Origin of the sequence: Pseudomonas silensiensis, from assembly GCF_050434865.1 — a bacterium.
Classification (GTDB): Bacteria; Pseudomonadota; Gammaproteobacteria; order Pseudomonadales; family Pseudomonadaceae; genus Aquipseudomonas; species Aquipseudomonas fluorescens_W.
Genome location: NZ_JBNDJH010000036.1, coordinates 40,621 through 57,527 on the forward strand (window position 1 = coordinate 40,621; position 16,907 = coordinate 57,527).

Genomic DNA, 16,907 nt, shown 5'->3' on the forward strand with positions numbered 1-16,907 from the left:
TGAAAAAATCAAGACGGCCGACGGCGAAACATCCAGTAAGCCAACAGCAGCGAAACCCCTACCCAGATCAGCAGACAGAGCCATAGCAACGAAGCCGGTACCGGTAAATCGCTGCTCAATGCCATAAGGCCGACGGCATTACCGCTGCCTTCGAAACCCGAGAGATTGATCAGGCGATAAATGTCGGTCGGGTTGAGCAGCAGTAACCACGGCAACAGGTCCGGGTTGAAGCTGCCTTTGCTGAGCACCAGCAACGCCAGCAGCGCCAGATCGAACACCAATACAAAAAGGAACCACACGCCCAACGCCATTCCGGCTGCACTGGATTTTTCACTGGCCTTGCTGCTCAACACGTAAGCCAGCGCCAGGAACACCCAGCCCAATAGCGTGGAAGACACCATGAAACGGCCGAACGCCCAGAGCAACAGCCCCAACTCGACATCATCGACCAGCAAGGCGATAGCCACGGCGGCACAACCGAATCCGATCAGCGTGGCCAAGGCCAGGATCAGGCCGTGACCGACAAACTTGCCAAGCAGTATTTGCCCACGGCCCAGCGGATAGGTCAGCAGCAGCATCAGCGTGCCGCCCTCGTCCTCCCCAACGATGGCATCGTAGGCCAGCAACAGCGCGATCAGCGGCATCAGGAAAGTGGCCAGGCTGGCCAGGCTGGCGATGGTTGCCGGAATCGACGTGAAGCCCACTTGCCCGGATGCCGCTGCACCGAGCCAGGCGATACCCACCGCCAGAATGGCGAACAGCAGACTGATTGCCAGAAGCCAGCGATTGCGCAGCCCGTCGCTGAACTCTTTGCCGGCGATACTCCAAATCTGCTTCATGGATGAGGGCCTTCTGTGTCGGTGGTCGCACGACTCATGTAATAACCGTAGAGGTCCTCGAGAGACGGTTGCAGTATCTCGATGTCCTGGGGTTGATCCTCGTGGAACAACTGGCGTAACAGATCGACTTTATGGCCGTTGACAGCCATGACCTCGACGCCGTTGCTGCCCATGGCCGTGGCGGTATGCCCGGCGGCATTCCAGCGCTGCAACCACTGCTCGCGCCGGGAAAGACCACTGGCACGAATCCGCGCCGGCAAGTCGGCGTCTTCACGCAGACTGGACAGACTCCCGATCGCCTGTAAGCAACCATTGGCCAGGATTGCCGCACGGTTGATATGCGCCTCGACGCCTGCCAGCACATGGGAACAAAGGATGATGCTCGCGCCCTGTTGGCGCAGACGGTCGATCAACAGATAAAGATCCTGGGTGGCAATCGGGTCCAGCCCCACCGTGGGTTCGTCCAACAGCAGCAGACGTGGCTCGCCGAGCACCGCCTGCGCCAGGCCCAGACGCTGGCGCATGCCCTTGGAGTAGGTTTTCACCCGACGGTCCGCGGCCCCCGTCAGCCCGACCTGCTCGAGCAAGTCGTCCACTTGCGTCAGGGCTGCTCCTTTGAGGCGGGCGAAATACCGCAGGGTTTCGCGGCCACTGAGTTGCGGGTAGAACGTCACGTTTTCCGGCAGGTAACCCAGTTGGCGACGCACGTCAGCTTGTGCGGGTCGGCAACCGAGGACGTGCACCTGACCGGCGCTGGCCTTGAGCAGGCCAAGGATCAGTTTCATCACCGTGGTCTTGCCCGCACCATTGTGGCCAAACAAGCCCAGCACCTCGCCCTCCCCCAGACTCAAGGTCAGATCGTGCAACACGGTCATGCTGCCGTAACGCTGGCTTACACCTTCGATCTCGATGGCGTTCATAAGGTCGGCCGCTGTGTTTGAGGCATCGTCGGAAGGTTCATCAACGGGAAACTGTCTTTGACCCCCGGCGATTTCGTCACGGGGAAACTGCGCTGAACCCAACGCAGTAATTGAATGCTCGGGCTATTCATCAACAGACGGACCTGCGGGTACAGCCACAGCAGACGGTCGACGTTGTCGTTGGGCTCGTAGATCACATCGCCCACCGCATCGTTATTGCGATCCCAGCCCAGGTAATCGCTCCAGTAGTTGCCCCGGCCATCAGCCGACCATTCCTGCAAACGGGTGGCGACGTACTTGACCTGCTGCTGATTGTCGACAAAGGCGTTGTCGGCGATCCGGTTGTCTTCGGAGCCCGCGGTGAGGTGAATCCCCACCGCGCTACGTTCGAAATGGTTGTGTTCGATGACATTGAACAGCGAGTTGTAGATGAATAGCGCCTTGCCCTCGGCACCACTGACCATGCCGCCATCGGCGGAACCGCTGCGCACGTCGCTGACGAAGTTGTCGCGCAATTCGGAATAGGTGATGTAGTTCATCAGGATGCCATAGCTCTCGTCCTGCTCGGAACGGTTGCCAATCACCGTCAGTTTGCGGCTCTGCATCAAGGCATAGCCGGTGCGTGTGCGGCGAGTGATGTTGCCGAGTAACTGGTTATCGTTGGCGTACATGTAGTGCACGCCGTAGCGCAGGTCTTCCAGGGTATTGCCCTGCAGCAAGTTGCCATTCGAGGTGTCGATGTAGATGCCGTCGCGGGTCAGCCGCACGTGATTACCGATCACCTTGGCACCGTGCACGGCATACAGATGAATCCCGTTGCCGCGATCCTGAGAGCGAATGCTCGGGTCGCCTTCGATATCGTTATCGATCAAGCTGACATCGTGAGTGCTGTCCACCCAGATGCCGAAGCCTGGCCCTTTCATGTGGTTGTTGCGGATCACCGCGCCCAAGGCTTTGGGACCGATGAAAACCGCTGCATTCATGGCTGTCATGTCGCGCCCCCAGTCGAGCAACGTGCACCCCTCGATCCGCACGTCGGGGGCGCTGATGAACAGAGCATTGCCCTGCCCTTGGGCATTGATGACCGCACCTTTTTCGCAATCGATCTGCATCGGCTGATCGACACTGAACTGCCCTGGGTACTCTCCGGCAGGCAACCTCCAATGGCGATCGCCATCGGGTTGCAGGGGCAGCTCGGTAATGGGCCGTGGCGACGCCTGGGCGAATACCGATAGAAACACCAACACCAAAAGTGCAATGCCGTGTAGTGAGTCATTTGCCAGGGGTCTGAACACTGCGCTTACCTTTTCCGCGGCCCTGATGCGTCCGGCCGCTCAAGCCTTCTCGACGAGCATTCGGCCGACCATTTCCATGTGCAGCGCATGGCAGAACCAGCTGCAGTAGTACCAGTGCAACCCCGGCTTGTCGGCGACGAAGGTGATCGAGGACGTCTGCTGCGGGCTGATCTCCATGCTCACACCGTGGTTGGTCATGACGAAGCCGTGTGTCACGTCTTCCACCTTATCGATGTTGGTGATAGTCACTGTGACCTCGTCACCCTGCTTGACGGTGAACTCGGTGACACCGTAGACCGGGGCCATCGAGGTCATGTAGACGCGCACCTTCTTGCCGTCATGGATGACCTTGTTGTCGGTCTCCAGTTTGATGCCGTCCTTGGCGGCGATCGCCACGGTTTCGGCAAAGAAAGGGTCGTCGCGGTCCCAGATCTTTTTGGTCCGGATCTGGTCGCGACGGGCCATGACGCAATCGTGGGGTTCGGCGAAAGCCGGGCCGTCGTGCACCAGTTTCATCTCGTCGCCGGAGATGTCGATCAACTGGTCGTTCTCCGGGTGCAGCGGGCCGGTCGACAGAAAACGGTCCTTGGAAAACTTGCTGAGCACCACCAGCCACTGACCGTCGGCCTCACTGGTCTCGGTCAGCGAGGCATGGTTGTGGCCCGGCTGATATTGCACGTCGAGTTTCTGTTTGATGCAGTTGACCTTCTCGCCGCCGTAGGCGCGAACGGCTTCATCGACGTTCCACTTCACCACCTGGCTGTCGATGAACAGCGTGGTGTAGGCATTACCGCGGCCGTCGTAGGTGGTGTGCAGCGGCCCGAGCCCCAGTTCGGGTTCGCCGACCACCACCTCGCGCGGGTCTTTGAATTTATCGTCGAACAGATCATCCAGCTTGGCGGTGGCGATGATCGTGCAGGTGGGCGAGAGTTTGCCGGCGGCAATGAAGTACTTGCCATCGGGCGTCATATTGATCCCGTGGGGGTTCTTCGGCACCGGGATATAGCGCGTGAACTCGCTGTCCTTGCCCTCGCTTTTTCGACCATCGACCACCGGTGACTTGGCGTCACCCAGGGTGATGAACTTGCCGGCCTTGATCGCCGCTTCGATGCGCTGGATGTTGAACACCACCACCCAGTCGCGCTCGTTGCGCATCATGCCGCCCAGGTCGTAGGCCTTCTCCGAGTTGTAACAGGTCGACGCCGCGTACTTGCCGGTGTAATCGGCGTCGGTATTGTCCAGGTTGCCGTCGACGATGACCTGGAAGGCCATCTCCATTTTTTCGGCATCAATGACGTTAAACATGGTGTAGCTGTTCTTGTCCTGCAGGTCGAAGGTGCTGCCGTCATTGGGGTGCGGAATCACGAACTCGGAATTGGCAAACACATATTTTGTGTGGGGCATTTTCTGTAGACGCAACCCGTGAATGGTCTGCACGTTAGGCACGGTGAGCATCTTGTCGCACTTCATGATGTCCAGACGGATACGCGCCACGCGGCTATTGGCCTTGTCGTTGATGAACAGGTATTTGCCGTCGTACTTGCCGTCGGTCATCGACAAATGCGGGTGGTGGCAGTCGCCATTCTTGAAATGCGCGCTGTCGCCCATGATCCGTTTGCTTTCGTTGGTCAGGCCCCAACCGGTGGCGGAATCGACGTTGAACACCGGGATGCGTAACAACTCACGCATCGACGGAACGCCCATGATCCGCACTTCGCCCTGATGGCCGCCGCTCCAGAAACCGTAGTACTGGTCCAGCTCGCCCGGCCCCACATGAATCTTCGACTGTGCGTCCTTGGCCGCTGCCGCCCATGACTCGCGGCTGAACACCGCGCTACCCAACGCCGTACCACCCGCCAGCGCAACGCCGGTCAGGGCTGATACGCCGAGGAAACCGCGTCGGTTAAGGCCTGCGCCATCCACTGCTTCATGATCTTTTTTCGACTTTTTATCGCTCATGGGTTTTGCTCCATCGGGGGCAGATATGAATAAGCTCGGTCAATCGATGCTTGTTCCAGGTCAGGGCTCAAACACTTGCACAACCGGAATCAACTCGGCGTGCTCTGGCAGGGGTGCTGGCTTGTCCCGCGTCTTTCGCTTGTTCTTGAGCACCAGTGGCGGGCACTTGTTTTCGTTGTGGTAGGTCATCTGGCAATCGAGGCAGTAGTGGCACTCGTTGGCGTTGATGTGGCCATCCGGGTGAATCGCCTGGATCTCGCATTCCTTGGCGCACAGTTGGCAAGGCGTGCCACATTCCTTGCGGCGTTTGAGCCAGTCGAACAGACGCAGCTTGCTGGGAATCGCCAGCGCGGCGCCCAAGGGACAGACGTAGCGGCAATAGACTTTGCGCGTAAAGATGTTGATGACCAGCAGCGCCACCGCGTAGGCCACGAACCACCACTGACGATCGAACTTGAGGGTAATGGCGGTCTTGAACGGCTCCACCTCGGCAAATTGCTCGGCGGTGGTCATCGACTCCAGGGAGATGCCGAATAACACCAGCAAAATGATGTACTTCACGGCCCACAAGCGTTCATGCAACGCAAAGGGCAATTCAAATTGCGGAACCTTGAGTTTGCGCGAGGCTTCGTTGATCAGTTCCTGCAAGGCGCCAAAGGGGCACAACCAGCCACAGAACACCCCACGCCCCCAGAGCAGAATGCTGGCGGCGGTAAAGGTCCACAGGATGAAAACAATAGGGTCGGTGAGAAACAGTTCCCAGCGGAAGTTCTCAAACAGGGCGTGGGCGAATGTCAGGACATTGACCACCGAAATCTGCCCCAGGGCATACCAGCCGATGAACACCACGGTGAAGACCAAATAGACGCGACGCAGCCAATGGAGGAAGCGCGGGTATTTGGTGAAGGTGTCCTGCAGGAACAAAATCACCATCAACACAGCAAGGGCCGTGCAAAGGATCCCGATCTGAAACGCTTTCTGGTACCAGATATTGACCCACGTCGGTCTGTTGGCAACCTCGATGGCGGCCAGTTCTTCGGCGCTGGGCGGTGGACGAAAAAGGTAGGGCTCGGGCAGTTGGTAAGACAGCTCGAAGCTGCTGAACACACCGTTCACCGCGCCGGTCTGGCGACGCACCAGCAACTCCAGGGACCAGGGCGATCCCGGATCAAACTTCGCCGGTTCGCGCACAATGAAAATCGACATTTCAGTGAATTCCGGCATGCCCTTGGCAAACACGTCGGAGAGCCGCTGATGGTCCATGTCGCGAAAGCTGATGATGTTACCGAACTGGCGCAATTGCACCCGATCGAAAATCCCGCCGCGCACATACCCCGAGCCTTTATAGGAAAACAGCCCACGACCCAGCACCGCGATGGCCTGCTCGCCGGGTTTGAGGTCTTGCATGAGAAAGCGATATTGATTGTCGCCCAACAGCGCGCGGCCGATAGTCGGCGGGTTCAGGTCGGCGGTGTAGAGCTCGATAAAGGTCTCATCAACCTGCTCGGCGCTGGCGTTGTCGACGCCTTCGGCTTCGGTACCCTTGAAGGCTGCGTCGACTTGCCCACGGGTCAGGTTCAAGCGGCGGATGGCGCCGTTGCCGGTCAGTTGTTCCCAGGTGGCGGGCTCGAAAAAGTCCTGGCGCACGGTGGCAGGCTTCTGAGTCGCACCGCCCTTGTCCTCAATCAGTTTGAGCGAGACGGCCACCTTGTGCGCAGCGCGCATGATGATCTCATTGACCACCATGACGGTTACCGTCGCTCCGGAAATACCATCGACGGTCACCGCCTCTGGATCACTGGAGTGGCCGACAACCACCCTTCGGTCAGCCTTGATCCCTTTGTATTTGGCATCGAAGGCATGAAGCTTTTCCACGGGAATGCCGATCAGCAGAATCGGCTCATGGTGCTCCAGCACGTAGGCATCCTGGATGACGCCGTGGGTATCGAGGATGACCTGCATGTTAATCGGCTTGCCCGAGTAGGCTGGAATATCCACCACGTCCTGACTCTGGAACACATAACCGAGCACCGCTTTGCCGGTGCTGATGGTGCGAACCTTGAACTCGCCGTCAGGCTCGGAAAGGCTATCGCTGCCAGGAAAGGTTTTTTCTATCCGCTGCTGCTCCAGCCCGCCGTATTCCTTCGCGTGTAATCCAAAGCAGCTACAAAACAACATGACCAGCATCAATATTTGCCCATAGTGGAATGGGCGCGGGTAACCGGATTTTGTGCGCGCAGGAATAATCATGGGTTCACTGAGCTTTCGATCCCTACTGAATGACCAGAAGGAAACGTTTAAGCTCGGACGCCTCTTTATTGGATTTATGCTCTCAACAGTCCTCCTTACACACGAACATAGCAAACAGATTCAACCCACAGAACTCGAAAAGTTTCATTCTTGTAAAACGGTAATAGTTCAGTATTAATTTAATTACGTTTTCACACCAATTAAGCATCAACGCAACGCGCCCCCCTAACAAGCCGAGTCAAGCATCAAGGGCATAAGAGAGTCGACCTCTGCATACAAAATGAGCGAGCCAACATTTTCAGTCTATGAATTATCGCTTTTTAGTCTAACGGCGTTGCTCCCGTTCGCCCCAGATTAAATAGTTACAGCTATATTAATTTTGATCGCGACGACTAGAAAATCTACCAGCCACATCAATGATCTATCACCACAACACATGAAATTTAAATACATCCGCAAAAACCACAGTAACTTAAGAAATCATCAAAATAGCAAATTTGAATCAATTAACATCTTCGTAACACTGCTAATTATTTCCGGCACGATAGTGTTGAACTTGGACAGCCATCGGCCTTGGAATAAGGGAAAGCTCGTCGGGCACAAGGCTCCGCTCCGAGTCAGAGACATCTGAGCCATTCGAGTGAGTCTCCAACTGGCGGAGAAGACATGCGATCTGGCTCTCTTCAACCTGGCCATAGACAGCAAGCTGTGTGCCTGTGACTTTATCAAGCTGTGTGTACGAGACGTAGCTCATGGGGTGTAGACGCCGACGCTGAATTGACCCAGTTGCCGAGATGTCACTGACCTAGTCTGTTCTCCGCGAACCATTGCCGTGCTGAATTTGTGCAGATTTAGAGGTGGATCAGTCTTACGTCAGCCCATGGGTCAGTTTTCAATCAGCGCCGACAGCTGCACCTCCTCGCTGGAATGAAGGACAACCAATGCGCACGAGTAATTGGCTACTTGCTCTGACTCCATGATGCGGGCTTCATCCGCCCCACATGTCGGTCCCGCCACCTACGCCGTCCAGCATAAAAGGCCTGTCCCGGGATCATCGGATCTCGGGGGGCAGGCAGGCTCCCAAAGCTTGGGAAGAAGGTTTCTGAATCCGCAGGAATAGAGAAGAAAACCCGCTGGCAGGGAAAAACGCGTTCACTGGTTCCTTATCCGGCACCAGTGTAATCCGGCTGGTTCGCCCAAGCAGTTCTTCCATCACGATCCGTAGCTCCAGTCTGGAAAGCGGTGCACCGGGGCAGACATGAATGCCGGCACCATAGAGCAGGTTCAGCGCGGGATCGCGATCGAGGCGCAATTCATCGGGATCCCCAAAGACCGCTTCGTCCCGATTGGCGGACGCCCAGTTGAGGGCGATACGCGAGCCCTTCGCCAACGTGCGCCCGCCCAGCGTGACCTGTTTCGTAGTCACCCGACGGTTCATTATCAGTGGTGAATGAATACGCAATATTTCATCGATGGCGGCAGGTAACAGCGCGGGTTGTTCGCGCAATTGCTGCTGCCACCCGGAGTTGATAGCCAGATAATGCGCGAGAATGCCGACTGAGGCGGAAAGGGTTCCGAGTTCGCCGACCGTCCAGTTACGTAAAATGCTGACGATCTCGTCGTCTGTCAGAAGCCTTCCCAAGGACTGATCGCGTAGCAAGATGGTCGTGATATCGTTCGGCGCAGCAGCGCCGGCTGTACGGCGCACGTCCAGCAGATCCTTGATGTAACCGTCAAACTCGAGGGCCACGGCACTCAGGGCAGCGTCGTCTCTGGCCAGAGTGGCCGAGTGATTCTTCAGCGTCCACAGGCGCAGCGGTTCGTGAAGATCGGCCGGCCAGCCCAGCCAGGCACACTGGATCTGCAACGCAAAGAGTTGGGCAAATTCCCCTATCAGTTCTGAAGGGCCTTCATCCGGTAACGCCTGCACCAGACGCACAGCTATATCACGGCACGCCGGGGCAAAGGCCTCCATATGCTCGGGGCTGAAATAAGGTTCGATGAGGCTCCGGTACACCGTATGCTCGGGCGGATCCATGCCATTGGGAACCGAGGGGAAACGCGAGACGGCATTACTGAAGGTTTCATGATCCTCAAGTACGCGCAGCACATCCTCGTGCTTGAATAAGGACGTATAGCCATATTGACTGTATGCGACCGGGCAACGGTGGCGCATGTCGTCGTAGGCTGTCGTCTGATCCTTTAACACAGCTTCAGACCTCGGATCCCAATCAGGTAGTGATTTCTTGTCCATCGTTTACTCCATAAACCCGTCCCGCTGAATCTGGAAACAAGGTCACAAGGTTTTGTCGACCTACCCGTACTCGGTCGGGACATGTCGGAAAAGCCCGCTAGACTGAAACCGTGCACGACGTCCACTACGTCGGCATCACCCGGGTGAAGTCTGTACGGGCTTGCAGGGAAATCGGGCCACTAGCTGGCCAGGGAGACGTGATGAGTAAGCTTCAGCAGTGGTTAAATTCGCAGGGCAGCACTGCGCTGTGGGTGGTGTTCTGGCTCTACGGCGTAGTGCTCAGCAATGTACTATTTGGTCTGATCCTGGTCGCCTTCAACAAAGTTGCCCCCTCCCTGTTTGGTCTGATGCTGCTGGGCTTTGTCGCCTACTCCGCTTGCATGCTCAATGCTGTATGGCGTAATGCGGATAATGTCCGTGACCCCATCTACGGTCAGATCGCTCGTTTCCTCACGGTAGCCTGGTCGATCAATGCGGTATTGGTTTCGGGGTTTCTTTTCCTGAGCCATCTGAATCCAATGGCCTTCCCCCTGCCGCTCCCTTTTTAACTCCAAATAACCGGGGCCCTCAATGTGGGCCTTGAAGGTTAAAGCCTTGATTATTTCCCTTCTCGATCTGGTCAGGCCTCAGCAGCCCCCTCAGCCTGACTGGACGATCTGGTTGAGCTCTACCTGTTTGATTTACAACGCGAGTTGACGCAGCAATGCAAAGGCCTGCTTCATTTGGTCTTCACTGACGACGAACGCCCGCAGTTGCCCTGCCATGTCTAGCCCTCTGGCCACCAGCCCCTGTGACTCAAGGCTGATCTGCCATTGCAAGTCCTTCCGGTTGGTTTCTCCGGCCAGGTGCAGAGGCATTTCCGGGGTCTTGATCTTCACCAGCATCGCCGGGAACTTCACTTGCTCATCGCCACCCAGCACATTACGCGCCAGGGTCATGGCGCTTAACTGAATGGGTTGTAGAAACGGCAGCAGCTTGCCCTGGATTTGCGCGCAATCGCCAACGGCAAATATGTGTGGGTCAGAGGTGCACATGCGTTCATCAACTTCAATGCCACGATCAACCCGTAGGCCAGCCTGCGCCGCTAACGTCGTATCAGGGTTCAATCCGATTGAGGCAATGATCACATCGGTGGAGATTTGCCGGCCATTGGACAAAGTCGCCAACAGGCTATCGTCTCTCCTTTCAATGGAGTCCAAAGCCTGGTTGAACACCATTTCGACACCCATCTGGCATAACCGGTGCTGCAGGCGGCTGCTCACCTCAACAGGCAGCAACGATGCCAGCAGGCTGCAGGACTTATCCATCAGTACCACCTGCTTTCCGGCACGATTGACGTCCATGGCCAGTTCACTACCAATCAAGCCGGCCCCCAGGATCAGTACGCGCTTTGCCGCTCTAAGAGCATGTTGTGCATGACGGTATTCTTGCTGACTGTTCAAAGTCACCATCCACTCCCGTCCGGGAATCGGCGGAACGATGGCTTGCGCACCCGTGGCGAGAATCAGTTTGTCGTAACTGAATGACTCATTACCGGCGCTGACAAGCTTGTTCTCGCGATCAATTGCAATCAGCTGGCAACCAGCATTCAGGGTCAACCGATACATCTCGGCAAACTCCGCAGCAGACTGACGAGTCATGTCGTCCGCTGTCTGATTGAGGCTGATGACGTGACTCAGGTCGGGCTTGTTGTACTCATCGCAACTGTCTGCTGCGATCAACCGAATGGGCACCGCTGCATCGAGCCGGCGCAAGTTCTTGACCACCTGACGAGCCGCGAAGCCGGAGCCCACAATGACGATTTCCTTGTTCATTTCGCCTCCGAAGCAAGCTCATCGAATACCGACTTACCCAGTGAACAATCAGGACACAGGAAGTAATCAGGCACATCACACCAGGCCGTACCGGCTTGCACGTCCTGCATCGGCTCGCCGATCGCCGGGTCGTAAATCCATTGGCAGACACTGCACTGCATGCGCGGGCCGTTGTCCGCGATGGGTTCTGCCTGGGCAGTTACAGTGGTTGCAGGTCGTGCGACTGGTGCGTCCGTCGATGGATGCAGTGCCCATTGACGAGCGATTTCGCGGCCATGAGCCCGGCAAACCTCAAGCGAGTCACCATCCGGCCGCCACTTGGCTTTGAGCGCCAACGCGGTTTCAAAACCAGCGTCCATCAAGCGCGTCTGGATACGGTCTACCGCCCCACCATTCCAGCCATAACTGCCAAACGCCGAAGCCTTTTTGTTACGAAAACGCAGACCGGTTATTTCCTCCAGCAGCGCGGCGACTTTCGGCATCATGACGTTGTTCATGGTGGACGAGCCCACCAGAACACCTTTTGAGCGGAACACGTTGGTCAGGATCTCATTCTTGTCGTGGCGCGCGACGTTGAAAATCTTCACCGCCACACCCGGATCGCCTTCGTGAATGCCTTGTGCGATGGCATCGGCCATCATGCGGGTGTTGTTCGACATGGTGTCGTAGAACAGTGTGATGCGGTCCTCTTGATAATCCGCCGCCCATTCCAGATAGCGGTGCACAATCTGCGTCGGATTATCACGCCACACCACGCCATGAGCAGTGGCAATCATATCGACCGGCAGATTGAAACCGAGGATCTCGGTAATCTTCGAAATGACCAGGCGACTGAATGGCGTGAGGATGTTGGCGTAATAACGTTGGCACTGATCGAACAGTTCGTTTTGATCCACTTCATCATTAAACAGGTGTTCGTCACAGTAGTGTTGGCCAAAGGCGTCGTTACTGAACAGGACGGCATCACCGGTCATGTACGTCATCATGCTGTCCGGCCAATGCAGCATCGGAGTTTCCACGAAAACCAGCTGTTTGCCATTGCCGACATCCAAGGTGTCGCCGGTATGTACGACGTGGAAATTCCACTCTGGATGATGGTGATGACCATTGATCGAGTCCACGCCATTGGCGGTGCAATAGATCGGCGTATTCGGGATCAGCGACATCAACTCTGTCAGCGCCCCTGCATGGTCCTCTTCCGCATGATTGATGACGATATAGTCCAGCGTGTTCAGGTCGATTTCCATCGCCAGGTTCTGTATGAACTCCCGGCTGAACCTGTGATCAACCGTATCAATCAGTACGGTCTTTTCTTCACGGATCAGGTAGCTGTTGTAACTGCTACCCTTGTGGCATTTGTATTCTGTGCCATGAAAGTCCCGCACTTCCCAATCGCGCTGACCGACCCAATGAATGTTGTTCTTGACGTGAATTGACATGACCTACCTCGGTATAGAAATGATCTTCTACACCGAAGACGGCAATCTTCGTGCCAGACAGCAAGCTGTTGAATTTGAAGAACAAATAAAACAACGATTGTCAATATGACATTGCCCGATTACTGTCTTTATGACTAATTCATTGTCAAAGTGACAAAACATGAGTCTCTCCGTTGAATCCCTGGCACGCATCGCTATTCAGTTGCAAAGCGGCATTTCCCATCAGGACCGCTTTCAACGTCTGATCAATACCTTGCGCCAATTGCTGGGTTGCGACGCCTCTGCCTTGTTGCGTTATGAACAGCGACAGTTCCGTCCGCTGGCGATTGACGGCCTGGCACCGGATGTTCTGGGGCGCCGCTTCAGGCTTGATGCACATCCGCGACTGGAAGCCATCGCTCGCGCCGGTGATGTGGTGCGCTTTCCGGCAGAGAGTCATTTGCCTGATCCCTATGACGGACTGATACCGAACCGGCAGGACCTCAAAGTGCATGCCTGCATCGGGTTACCGTTGTTCGCGGACCAGACACTGATTGGTGCGCTGACGATCGATGGCATGGACCCGGCACAGTTTGATCACTTCAGCGACGAAGAGCTGCGACTGGTGGGAGCCCTCGCTTCTGCTGCCTTGACCAATGCATTGCTGGTGGAGCAACTGGAAAGTCAGACCATTACTCCTCTCTCCATCAGTAATATCCCGGCGGGCAAACCCGGCACCGAAATGGTCGGACTCAGTGAAGTCATGCAACAGTTGAAAAGAGAGATCGAAATGGTGGCAGGTTCCGACCTGAACGTCTTGATCACTGGAGAAACCGGAGTCGGCAAGGAACTGGTCGCCAAGGCCATACATGAAGGTTCATCACGCGCCGGTCAGTCTGTGGTCTATCTGAACTGCGCTGCGCTGCCGGAATCAGTGGCTGAGAGTGAGTTGTTCGGCCATGTCAAAGGGGCGTTTACAGGCGCTATCCATCATCGCACCGGCAAGTTCGAAATGGCTGATAACGGCACACTGTTTCTCGACGAAATCGGTGAACTGTCACTGAATCTGCAGGCGAAACTGTTGCGGGTACTGCAATACGGCGACCTGCAACGGGTCGGTGACGATAACGTCTTGCGGGTCAACGTACGGGTGCTTGCCGCGACCAATCGTGATCTGAAGCAGGAGGTGATGAACAATCGGTTCCGTGCAGACCTGTTCCACCGTTTAAGCGTGTTTCCTGTGCATGTACCACCACTGCGTGAACGTAAGCAGGACATCACGTTGCTAGCAGGTTTTTTCTGCGAGCAGAGCCGGGAACGCATGGGATTGAAACGGGTGGCTCTGGCTGCCAACTGTCTGTCCTTGCTCAAGCAGTACACGTGGCCAGGCAACGTTCGCGAACTGGAGCATGCTGTTTATCGAGCGACAATCATTGCTCGCGCGACCCAGCAAAGTGACGAGCTGCTGCTTGAAGCACAGCATTTCAATCAAGTACCCGAGCAGATGGATACGCCACCTGTTGCTCTGGATGTTCCTTCCCTCGGCGTTGACCAGGGTCTGCGGGATGCGACGGATGACTTCCAGCGTCAGCTGATTGAAAACACACTGAATAATTGCGCAAGGAAATGGTCTGCCTGTGCTCGAATGCTGGATATGGACGTGGCCAACCTGCACCGACTGGCAAAGCGGCTTGGTTTGAAATAACACTCACGGCCGATCGGGCTCAATTCAGCCAGAACCAAGCATTGATCGACTGGCCGATTGCAGGTCAGTCAAGGCCGCTACCGACACCGGCGTTGCGAAGCTGCATTACCCGACGCACTACCCGCTCTAAGCTGACGTCAATCATGCTGACCCACGTGTAGGTATCGCCGCCAAGCCGTCCAGCATGAAATGCCTGTCCCGGGATCATCGGATCTCGGGGGTCAGACAGGCTCCCAAAGCTTGGGAAGAAGGTTTCTGAATCCGCAGGAGAGAAGAAAACCCTCTGGCAGGGAAAAACGCGTTCACTGGTACCTTATCCGGCGCCAGTGTAATCCGGCTGGTGCGCCAAGCAGTTCTTCCATCACGATCCGTAGTTCCAGTCTGGCAAGCGGTGCACCGGTGCAGACAGGAATGCCGGCACCATAGAGCAGGTTCAGCGCGGGATCGCGATCGAGGCGAAATTCATCGGGATCTCCAAAGACCGCTTCGTCCCGATTGGCGGACGCCCAGTTGAGGGCGATACGCGAACCCTTCGCCAGCGTGCGCCCGCCCAACGTGCGAAATCGCATCGCACGGGTGACGCTATCGATTATCTGCGAAGCCGCGCTTAGTGGCAGAAAGGACTCAATCCCTAAAACCCACACAGCCTGCCCGACTGGCATCGGAACTGTGGCCTTTACCGGCATCGCAGCTTACAAATGTTAGTTGAGCACTTGAGGCGTCGGAATATCCCTAGCATTGGTACTGCGCCCCCATGTCAAAGTCACTCATCAAGTACCAATCGTCCAGCCATGCGCGCACAAGCTATCAGTCGAGATAGTCATATTGACTATTTATTTGTCATTATGACCTTTGTCGCATTAGGTCATATGGACTATGCGCTTACTTAAGTATTTGATATTAATCAATAAAATTAATGGCCCGTTTTGTGTATTGAATAACGAACTTAACGCCAACCCCAAAGGGACAATTTCATGACTCGTTCAATCGCGCTCAGTTTTACCCTGTGTACACTGCTGTCTCCGCTATGCCAGGCAGACCAGATAATCCGTGAAGTCCCCGACACAACCGCTGGCAAAGGTTTCGGCGCCTTGACCGGAATGATGGTTGGCGCGGCAGGCGGCCCGATTGGTGCAATAGTCGGCGCAACTGGCGGTTTTTTCGCCGGCAGTGCGGTGCAAGCAGGCATTGGCAAGTCTGAAACCGCTTATGAAGTGAAAAACGCGCAAGGCGAGATTAGTACGGTGCGCTCACCCAATGCGAGTTTTGAAGTCGGGCAGCAGGTCACGCGTAAAGGTGCGCGACTGGTGGCATCTGAAGAGTAAGAAGCTGAAACAGTTTCATGTGACTAATAGAACTGCTTTTTAGGCCCGCTTGCGGGTCTTTTTTTCCGGACTTCAAAAACATCGCCGACTTTCGCAAGGACAACGGCAAAGCCATTCGCAGCGTCTGCCGACGGCTGGACTGAATCCGATTGAGGTAGCCGTAGATATAGATCTTCAGCAACACCGCTGGGTGGTAGGCCGGACGACCAGTTGCGGCAGGATCGACGCCCTCAAAACCAAGCGCCCCCAGGTCGAGTTCATCGACAAAAACGTCAACCACGCGCACTGGATTTTCTTCGGCTACGTAATCGTCCAGATACTCCGGCAGCAACGTCACTTGCGTCCGTGCCTCACCTTCGATGAATCGCTTCATGATCGCCCCCGATACGATCTCGACGATCAGAAGATTAGACAATTGCAGGTGTTTTCACACAGCCTGGGTCGGAAGCCGACCTCAGCCAGAGCTGGCAGAATCCACTGGTGCTGGTGGCGCTGCTGGATAACCAGCCACCGCAGTTGAACCTGCTGACGGATCTGTTCCAGCTCACCCCGGCTGCTGGCCCAGCAGCTCAACCCGGAAGCCTGCGCCACTGAGCCACAGGCCTTGCCCCCTCTCCCGTTTACAGGAGAGGGTTAGGGAGCGGAGCGACCACCTCTGCCCCACTCCCCGTATGCCTAGGTGAAAAGCTGCACATCGCCCGCCGCCAGGCTCGCCACTCCGGCCAGGGTCACTACCGCCACAGCATTGCCATTGGCCGTGCCGTCGGCGTCGTAGTAGAGCGTCTGGTTGCTCTGGTTGAACACCAGGTGATTACCGGCTTGCTCGGTCAGGGCGCCGCTGACGTTGGTCAGCACCGCGTCGATGGGTTGGCCGTTGAGGTGAAACGCTGAGCTGTCCAGTGCCAGGATGTCAGAGCCCTGAGCGAAACCGATGACCGTGTTGCTGGTACTGGAGTCGGGAGCTATGGAGAATCGGAAGATGTCGTTGCCGTTACCGCCGAACAGCTGGTTATAGCCGCTGCCGCCGTCGAGGCTGTCGTTGCCGTCCTCGCCAAAGAGGGTGTCGTTACCGTCACCGCCCGCCAGCAGATCATCGCCCAAGCCGCCGAATAGCTGGTCATCGCCCGC

At 56.3% G+C, this 16,907-nt stretch carries 13 protein-coding genes and 3 pseudogenes; 5 read left to right on the forward strand and 11 right to left on the reverse strand.

Features of this window, described 5'->3' with window-relative positions; translation table 11 throughout:
* Positions 1 to 8: 8 nt before the first annotated feature.
* Genes QF010_RS32115 through nosR form a run of 5 tightly spaced genes read right to left on the reverse strand, consistent with a single transcriptional unit; the run spans position 9 to position 7,200 of the window.
* Positions 9 to 839 carry an ABC transporter permease gene (locus tag QF010_RS32115; protein ID WP_429534680.1) on the reverse strand — a complete coding sequence of 277 codons (831 nt, stop codon included), beginning with the start codon at positions 837 to 839 and terminating at the stop codon, positions 9 to 11.
* Positions 836 to 1,759 (reverse strand): ABC transporter ATP-binding protein, encoded by a 924-nt coding sequence (locus tag QF010_RS32120; protein ID WP_429534681.1) that lies wholly within the window; start codon positions 1,757 to 1,759, stop codon positions 836 to 838. Before QF010_RS32120 ends, QF010_RS32115 begins: the two co-directional genes overlap by 4 nt.
* Positions 1,756 to 3,054 (reverse strand): nitrous oxide reductase family maturation protein NosD, encoded by a 1,299-nt coding sequence (locus QF010_RS32125; RefSeq protein ID WP_429534682.1) that lies wholly within the window; start codon positions 3,052 to 3,054, stop codon positions 1,756 to 1,758. The genes QF010_RS32120 and QF010_RS32125 overlap by 4 nt, the downstream gene beginning before the upstream one ends.
* A 39-nt stretch (positions 3,055 to 3,093) precedes the next feature.
* Positions 3,094 to 5,013, reverse strand: a complete 1,920-nt coding sequence (nosZ, locus tag QF010_RS32130) for a TAT-dependent nitrous-oxide reductase (protein ID WP_033056626.1) — start codon at positions 5,011 to 5,013, stop codon at positions 3,094 to 3,096.
* 60 nt (positions 5,014 to 5,073) lie between these two features.
* Positions 5,074 to 7,200 carry a transcriptional regulator NosR gene (nosR, locus tag QF010_RS32135; RefSeq protein WP_429534691.1) on the reverse strand — a complete coding sequence of 709 codons (2,127 nt, stop codon included), beginning with the start codon at positions 7,198 to 7,200 and terminating at the stop codon, positions 5,074 to 5,076.
* Between the two features lie 607 nt (positions 7,201 to 7,807).
* On the opposite strand from nosR, the pseudogene QF010_RS32140 reads away from it, so the two are divergent.
* Positions 7,808 to 8,020 (forward strand): annotated as a pseudogene (locus QF010_RS32140) (integrase); the annotation flags it as partial.
* Positions 8,021 to 8,314: 294 nt separating this feature from the next.
* Here QF010_RS32140 and QF010_RS32145 read toward each other — a convergent pair.
* Positions 8,315 to 9,517: a cytochrome P450 gene (locus QF010_RS32145; protein ID WP_429534683.1), complete on the reverse strand. Its 1,203-nt coding sequence runs from the start codon at positions 9,515 to 9,517 to the stop codon at positions 8,315 to 8,317.
* Between the two features lie 200 nt (positions 9,518 to 9,717).
* Here QF010_RS32145 and QF010_RS32150 point away from each other — a divergent pair, with 200 nt between their 5' ends.
* Entirely contained in the window at positions 9,718 to 10,065 is a 348-nt protein-coding gene (locus QF010_RS32150; RefSeq protein WP_429534684.1) for a hypothetical protein, read from the forward strand.
* Between the two features lie 132 nt (positions 10,066 to 10,197).
* Here the strand turns inward: QF010_RS32150 and norW are convergent, their stop codons facing one another.
* Both norW and norV read right to left on the reverse strand, forming a co-directional pair.
* Positions 10,198 to 11,331 carry an NADH:flavorubredoxin reductase NorW gene (norW, locus tag QF010_RS32155; protein ID WP_429534685.1) on the reverse strand — a complete coding sequence of 378 codons (1,134 nt, stop codon included), beginning with the start codon at positions 11,329 to 11,331 and terminating at the stop codon, positions 10,198 to 10,200.
* Positions 11,328 to 12,770 (reverse strand): anaerobic nitric oxide reductase flavorubredoxin, encoded by a 1,443-nt coding sequence (gene norV, locus QF010_RS32160; RefSeq protein WP_429534686.1) that lies wholly within the window; start codon positions 12,768 to 12,770, stop codon positions 11,328 to 11,330. The genes norW and norV overlap by 4 nt, the downstream gene beginning before the upstream one ends.
* A gap of 160 nt (positions 12,771 to 12,930) precedes the next feature.
* Between norV and norR the strand changes: the two genes are divergently transcribed.
* A complete protein-coding gene (norR, locus tag QF010_RS32165) occupies positions 12,931 to 14,454 on the forward strand; it encodes a nitric oxide reductase transcriptional regulator NorR (RefSeq protein ID WP_429534687.1) in 1,524 nt (507 codons plus the stop codon).
* Positions 14,455 to 14,756: 302 nt separating this feature from the next.
* Here the strand turns inward: norR and QF010_RS32170 are convergent, their stop codons facing one another.
* Positions 14,757 to 15,116: a cytochrome P450 gene (locus tag QF010_RS32170; protein ID WP_429534688.1), complete on the reverse strand. Its 360-nt coding sequence runs from the start codon at positions 15,114 to 15,116 to the stop codon at positions 14,757 to 14,759.
* A 312-nt stretch (positions 15,117 to 15,428) separates the two neighbouring features.
* Here QF010_RS32170 and QF010_RS32175 point away from each other — a divergent pair, with 312 nt between their 5' ends.
* Complete coding sequence (locus QF010_RS32175; protein ID WP_429534689.1) at positions 15,429 to 15,779, forward strand: hypothetical protein; 351 nt, start codon at positions 15,429 to 15,431, stop codon at positions 15,777 to 15,779.
* Between the two features lie 53 nt (positions 15,780 to 15,832).
* Positions 15,833 to 15,913: pseudogene (locus tag QF010_RS32180) on the forward strand (hypothetical protein); the annotation flags it as partial.
* Here QF010_RS32180 and QF010_RS32185 read toward each other — a convergent pair.
* Positions 15,907 to 16,152: pseudogene (locus QF010_RS32185) on the reverse strand (transposase); the annotation flags it as partial. The pseudogenes QF010_RS32180 and QF010_RS32185 overlap by 7 nt on opposite strands.
* A 302-nt stretch (positions 16,153 to 16,454) precedes the next feature.
* Positions 16,455 to 16,907: M10 family metallopeptidase C-terminal domain-containing protein (locus QF010_RS32190; protein ID WP_429534690.1), on the reverse strand; the 453-nt coding region annotated here is incomplete at its 5' end.

Excerpts from the sequence above, each read along its gene's own strand:
- QF010_RS32115 (WP_429534680.1), bottom strand. The coding sequence starts at position 839 with ATGAAGCAGATTTGGAGTATCGCCGGCAAAGAGTTCAGCGACGGGCTG.
- QF010_RS32120 (WP_429534681.1), bottom strand. The coding sequence starts at position 1,759 with ATGAACGCCATCGAGATCGAAGGTGTAAGCCAGCGTTACGGCAGCATG.
- nosZ (WP_033056626.1), bottom strand. The coding sequence starts at position 5,013 with ATGAGCGATAAAAAGTCGAAAAAAGATCATGAAGCAGTGGATGGCGCA.
- nosR (WP_429534691.1), bottom strand. The coding sequence starts at position 7,200 with ATGCTGGTCATGTTGTTTTGTAGCTGCTTTGGATTACACGCGAAGGAA.
- QF010_RS32145 (WP_429534683.1), bottom strand. The coding sequence starts at position 9,517 with ATGGACAAGAAATCACTACCTGATTGGGATCCGAGGTCTGAAGCTGTG.
- QF010_RS32150 (WP_429534684.1), top strand. The coding sequence starts at position 9,718 with ATGAGTAAGCTTCAGCAGTGGTTAAATTCGCAGGGCAGCACTGCGCTG.
- norW (WP_429534685.1), bottom strand. The coding sequence starts at position 11,331 with ATGAACAAGGAAATCGTCATTGTGGGCTCCGGCTTCGCGGCTCGTCAG.
- norV (WP_429534686.1), bottom strand. The coding sequence starts at position 12,770 with ATGTCAATTCACGTCAAGAACAACATTCATTGGGTCGGTCAGCGCGAT.
- norR (WP_429534687.1), top strand. The coding sequence starts at position 12,931 with ATGAGTCTCTCCGTTGAATCCCTGGCACGCATCGCTATTCAGTTGCAA.
- QF010_RS32170 (WP_429534688.1), bottom strand. The coding sequence starts at position 15,116 with ATGCCAGTCGGGCAGGCTGTGTGGGTTTTAGGGATTGAGTCCTTTCTG.
- QF010_RS32175 (WP_429534689.1), top strand. The coding sequence starts at position 15,429 with ATGACTCGTTCAATCGCGCTCAGTTTTACCCTGTGTACACTGCTGTCT.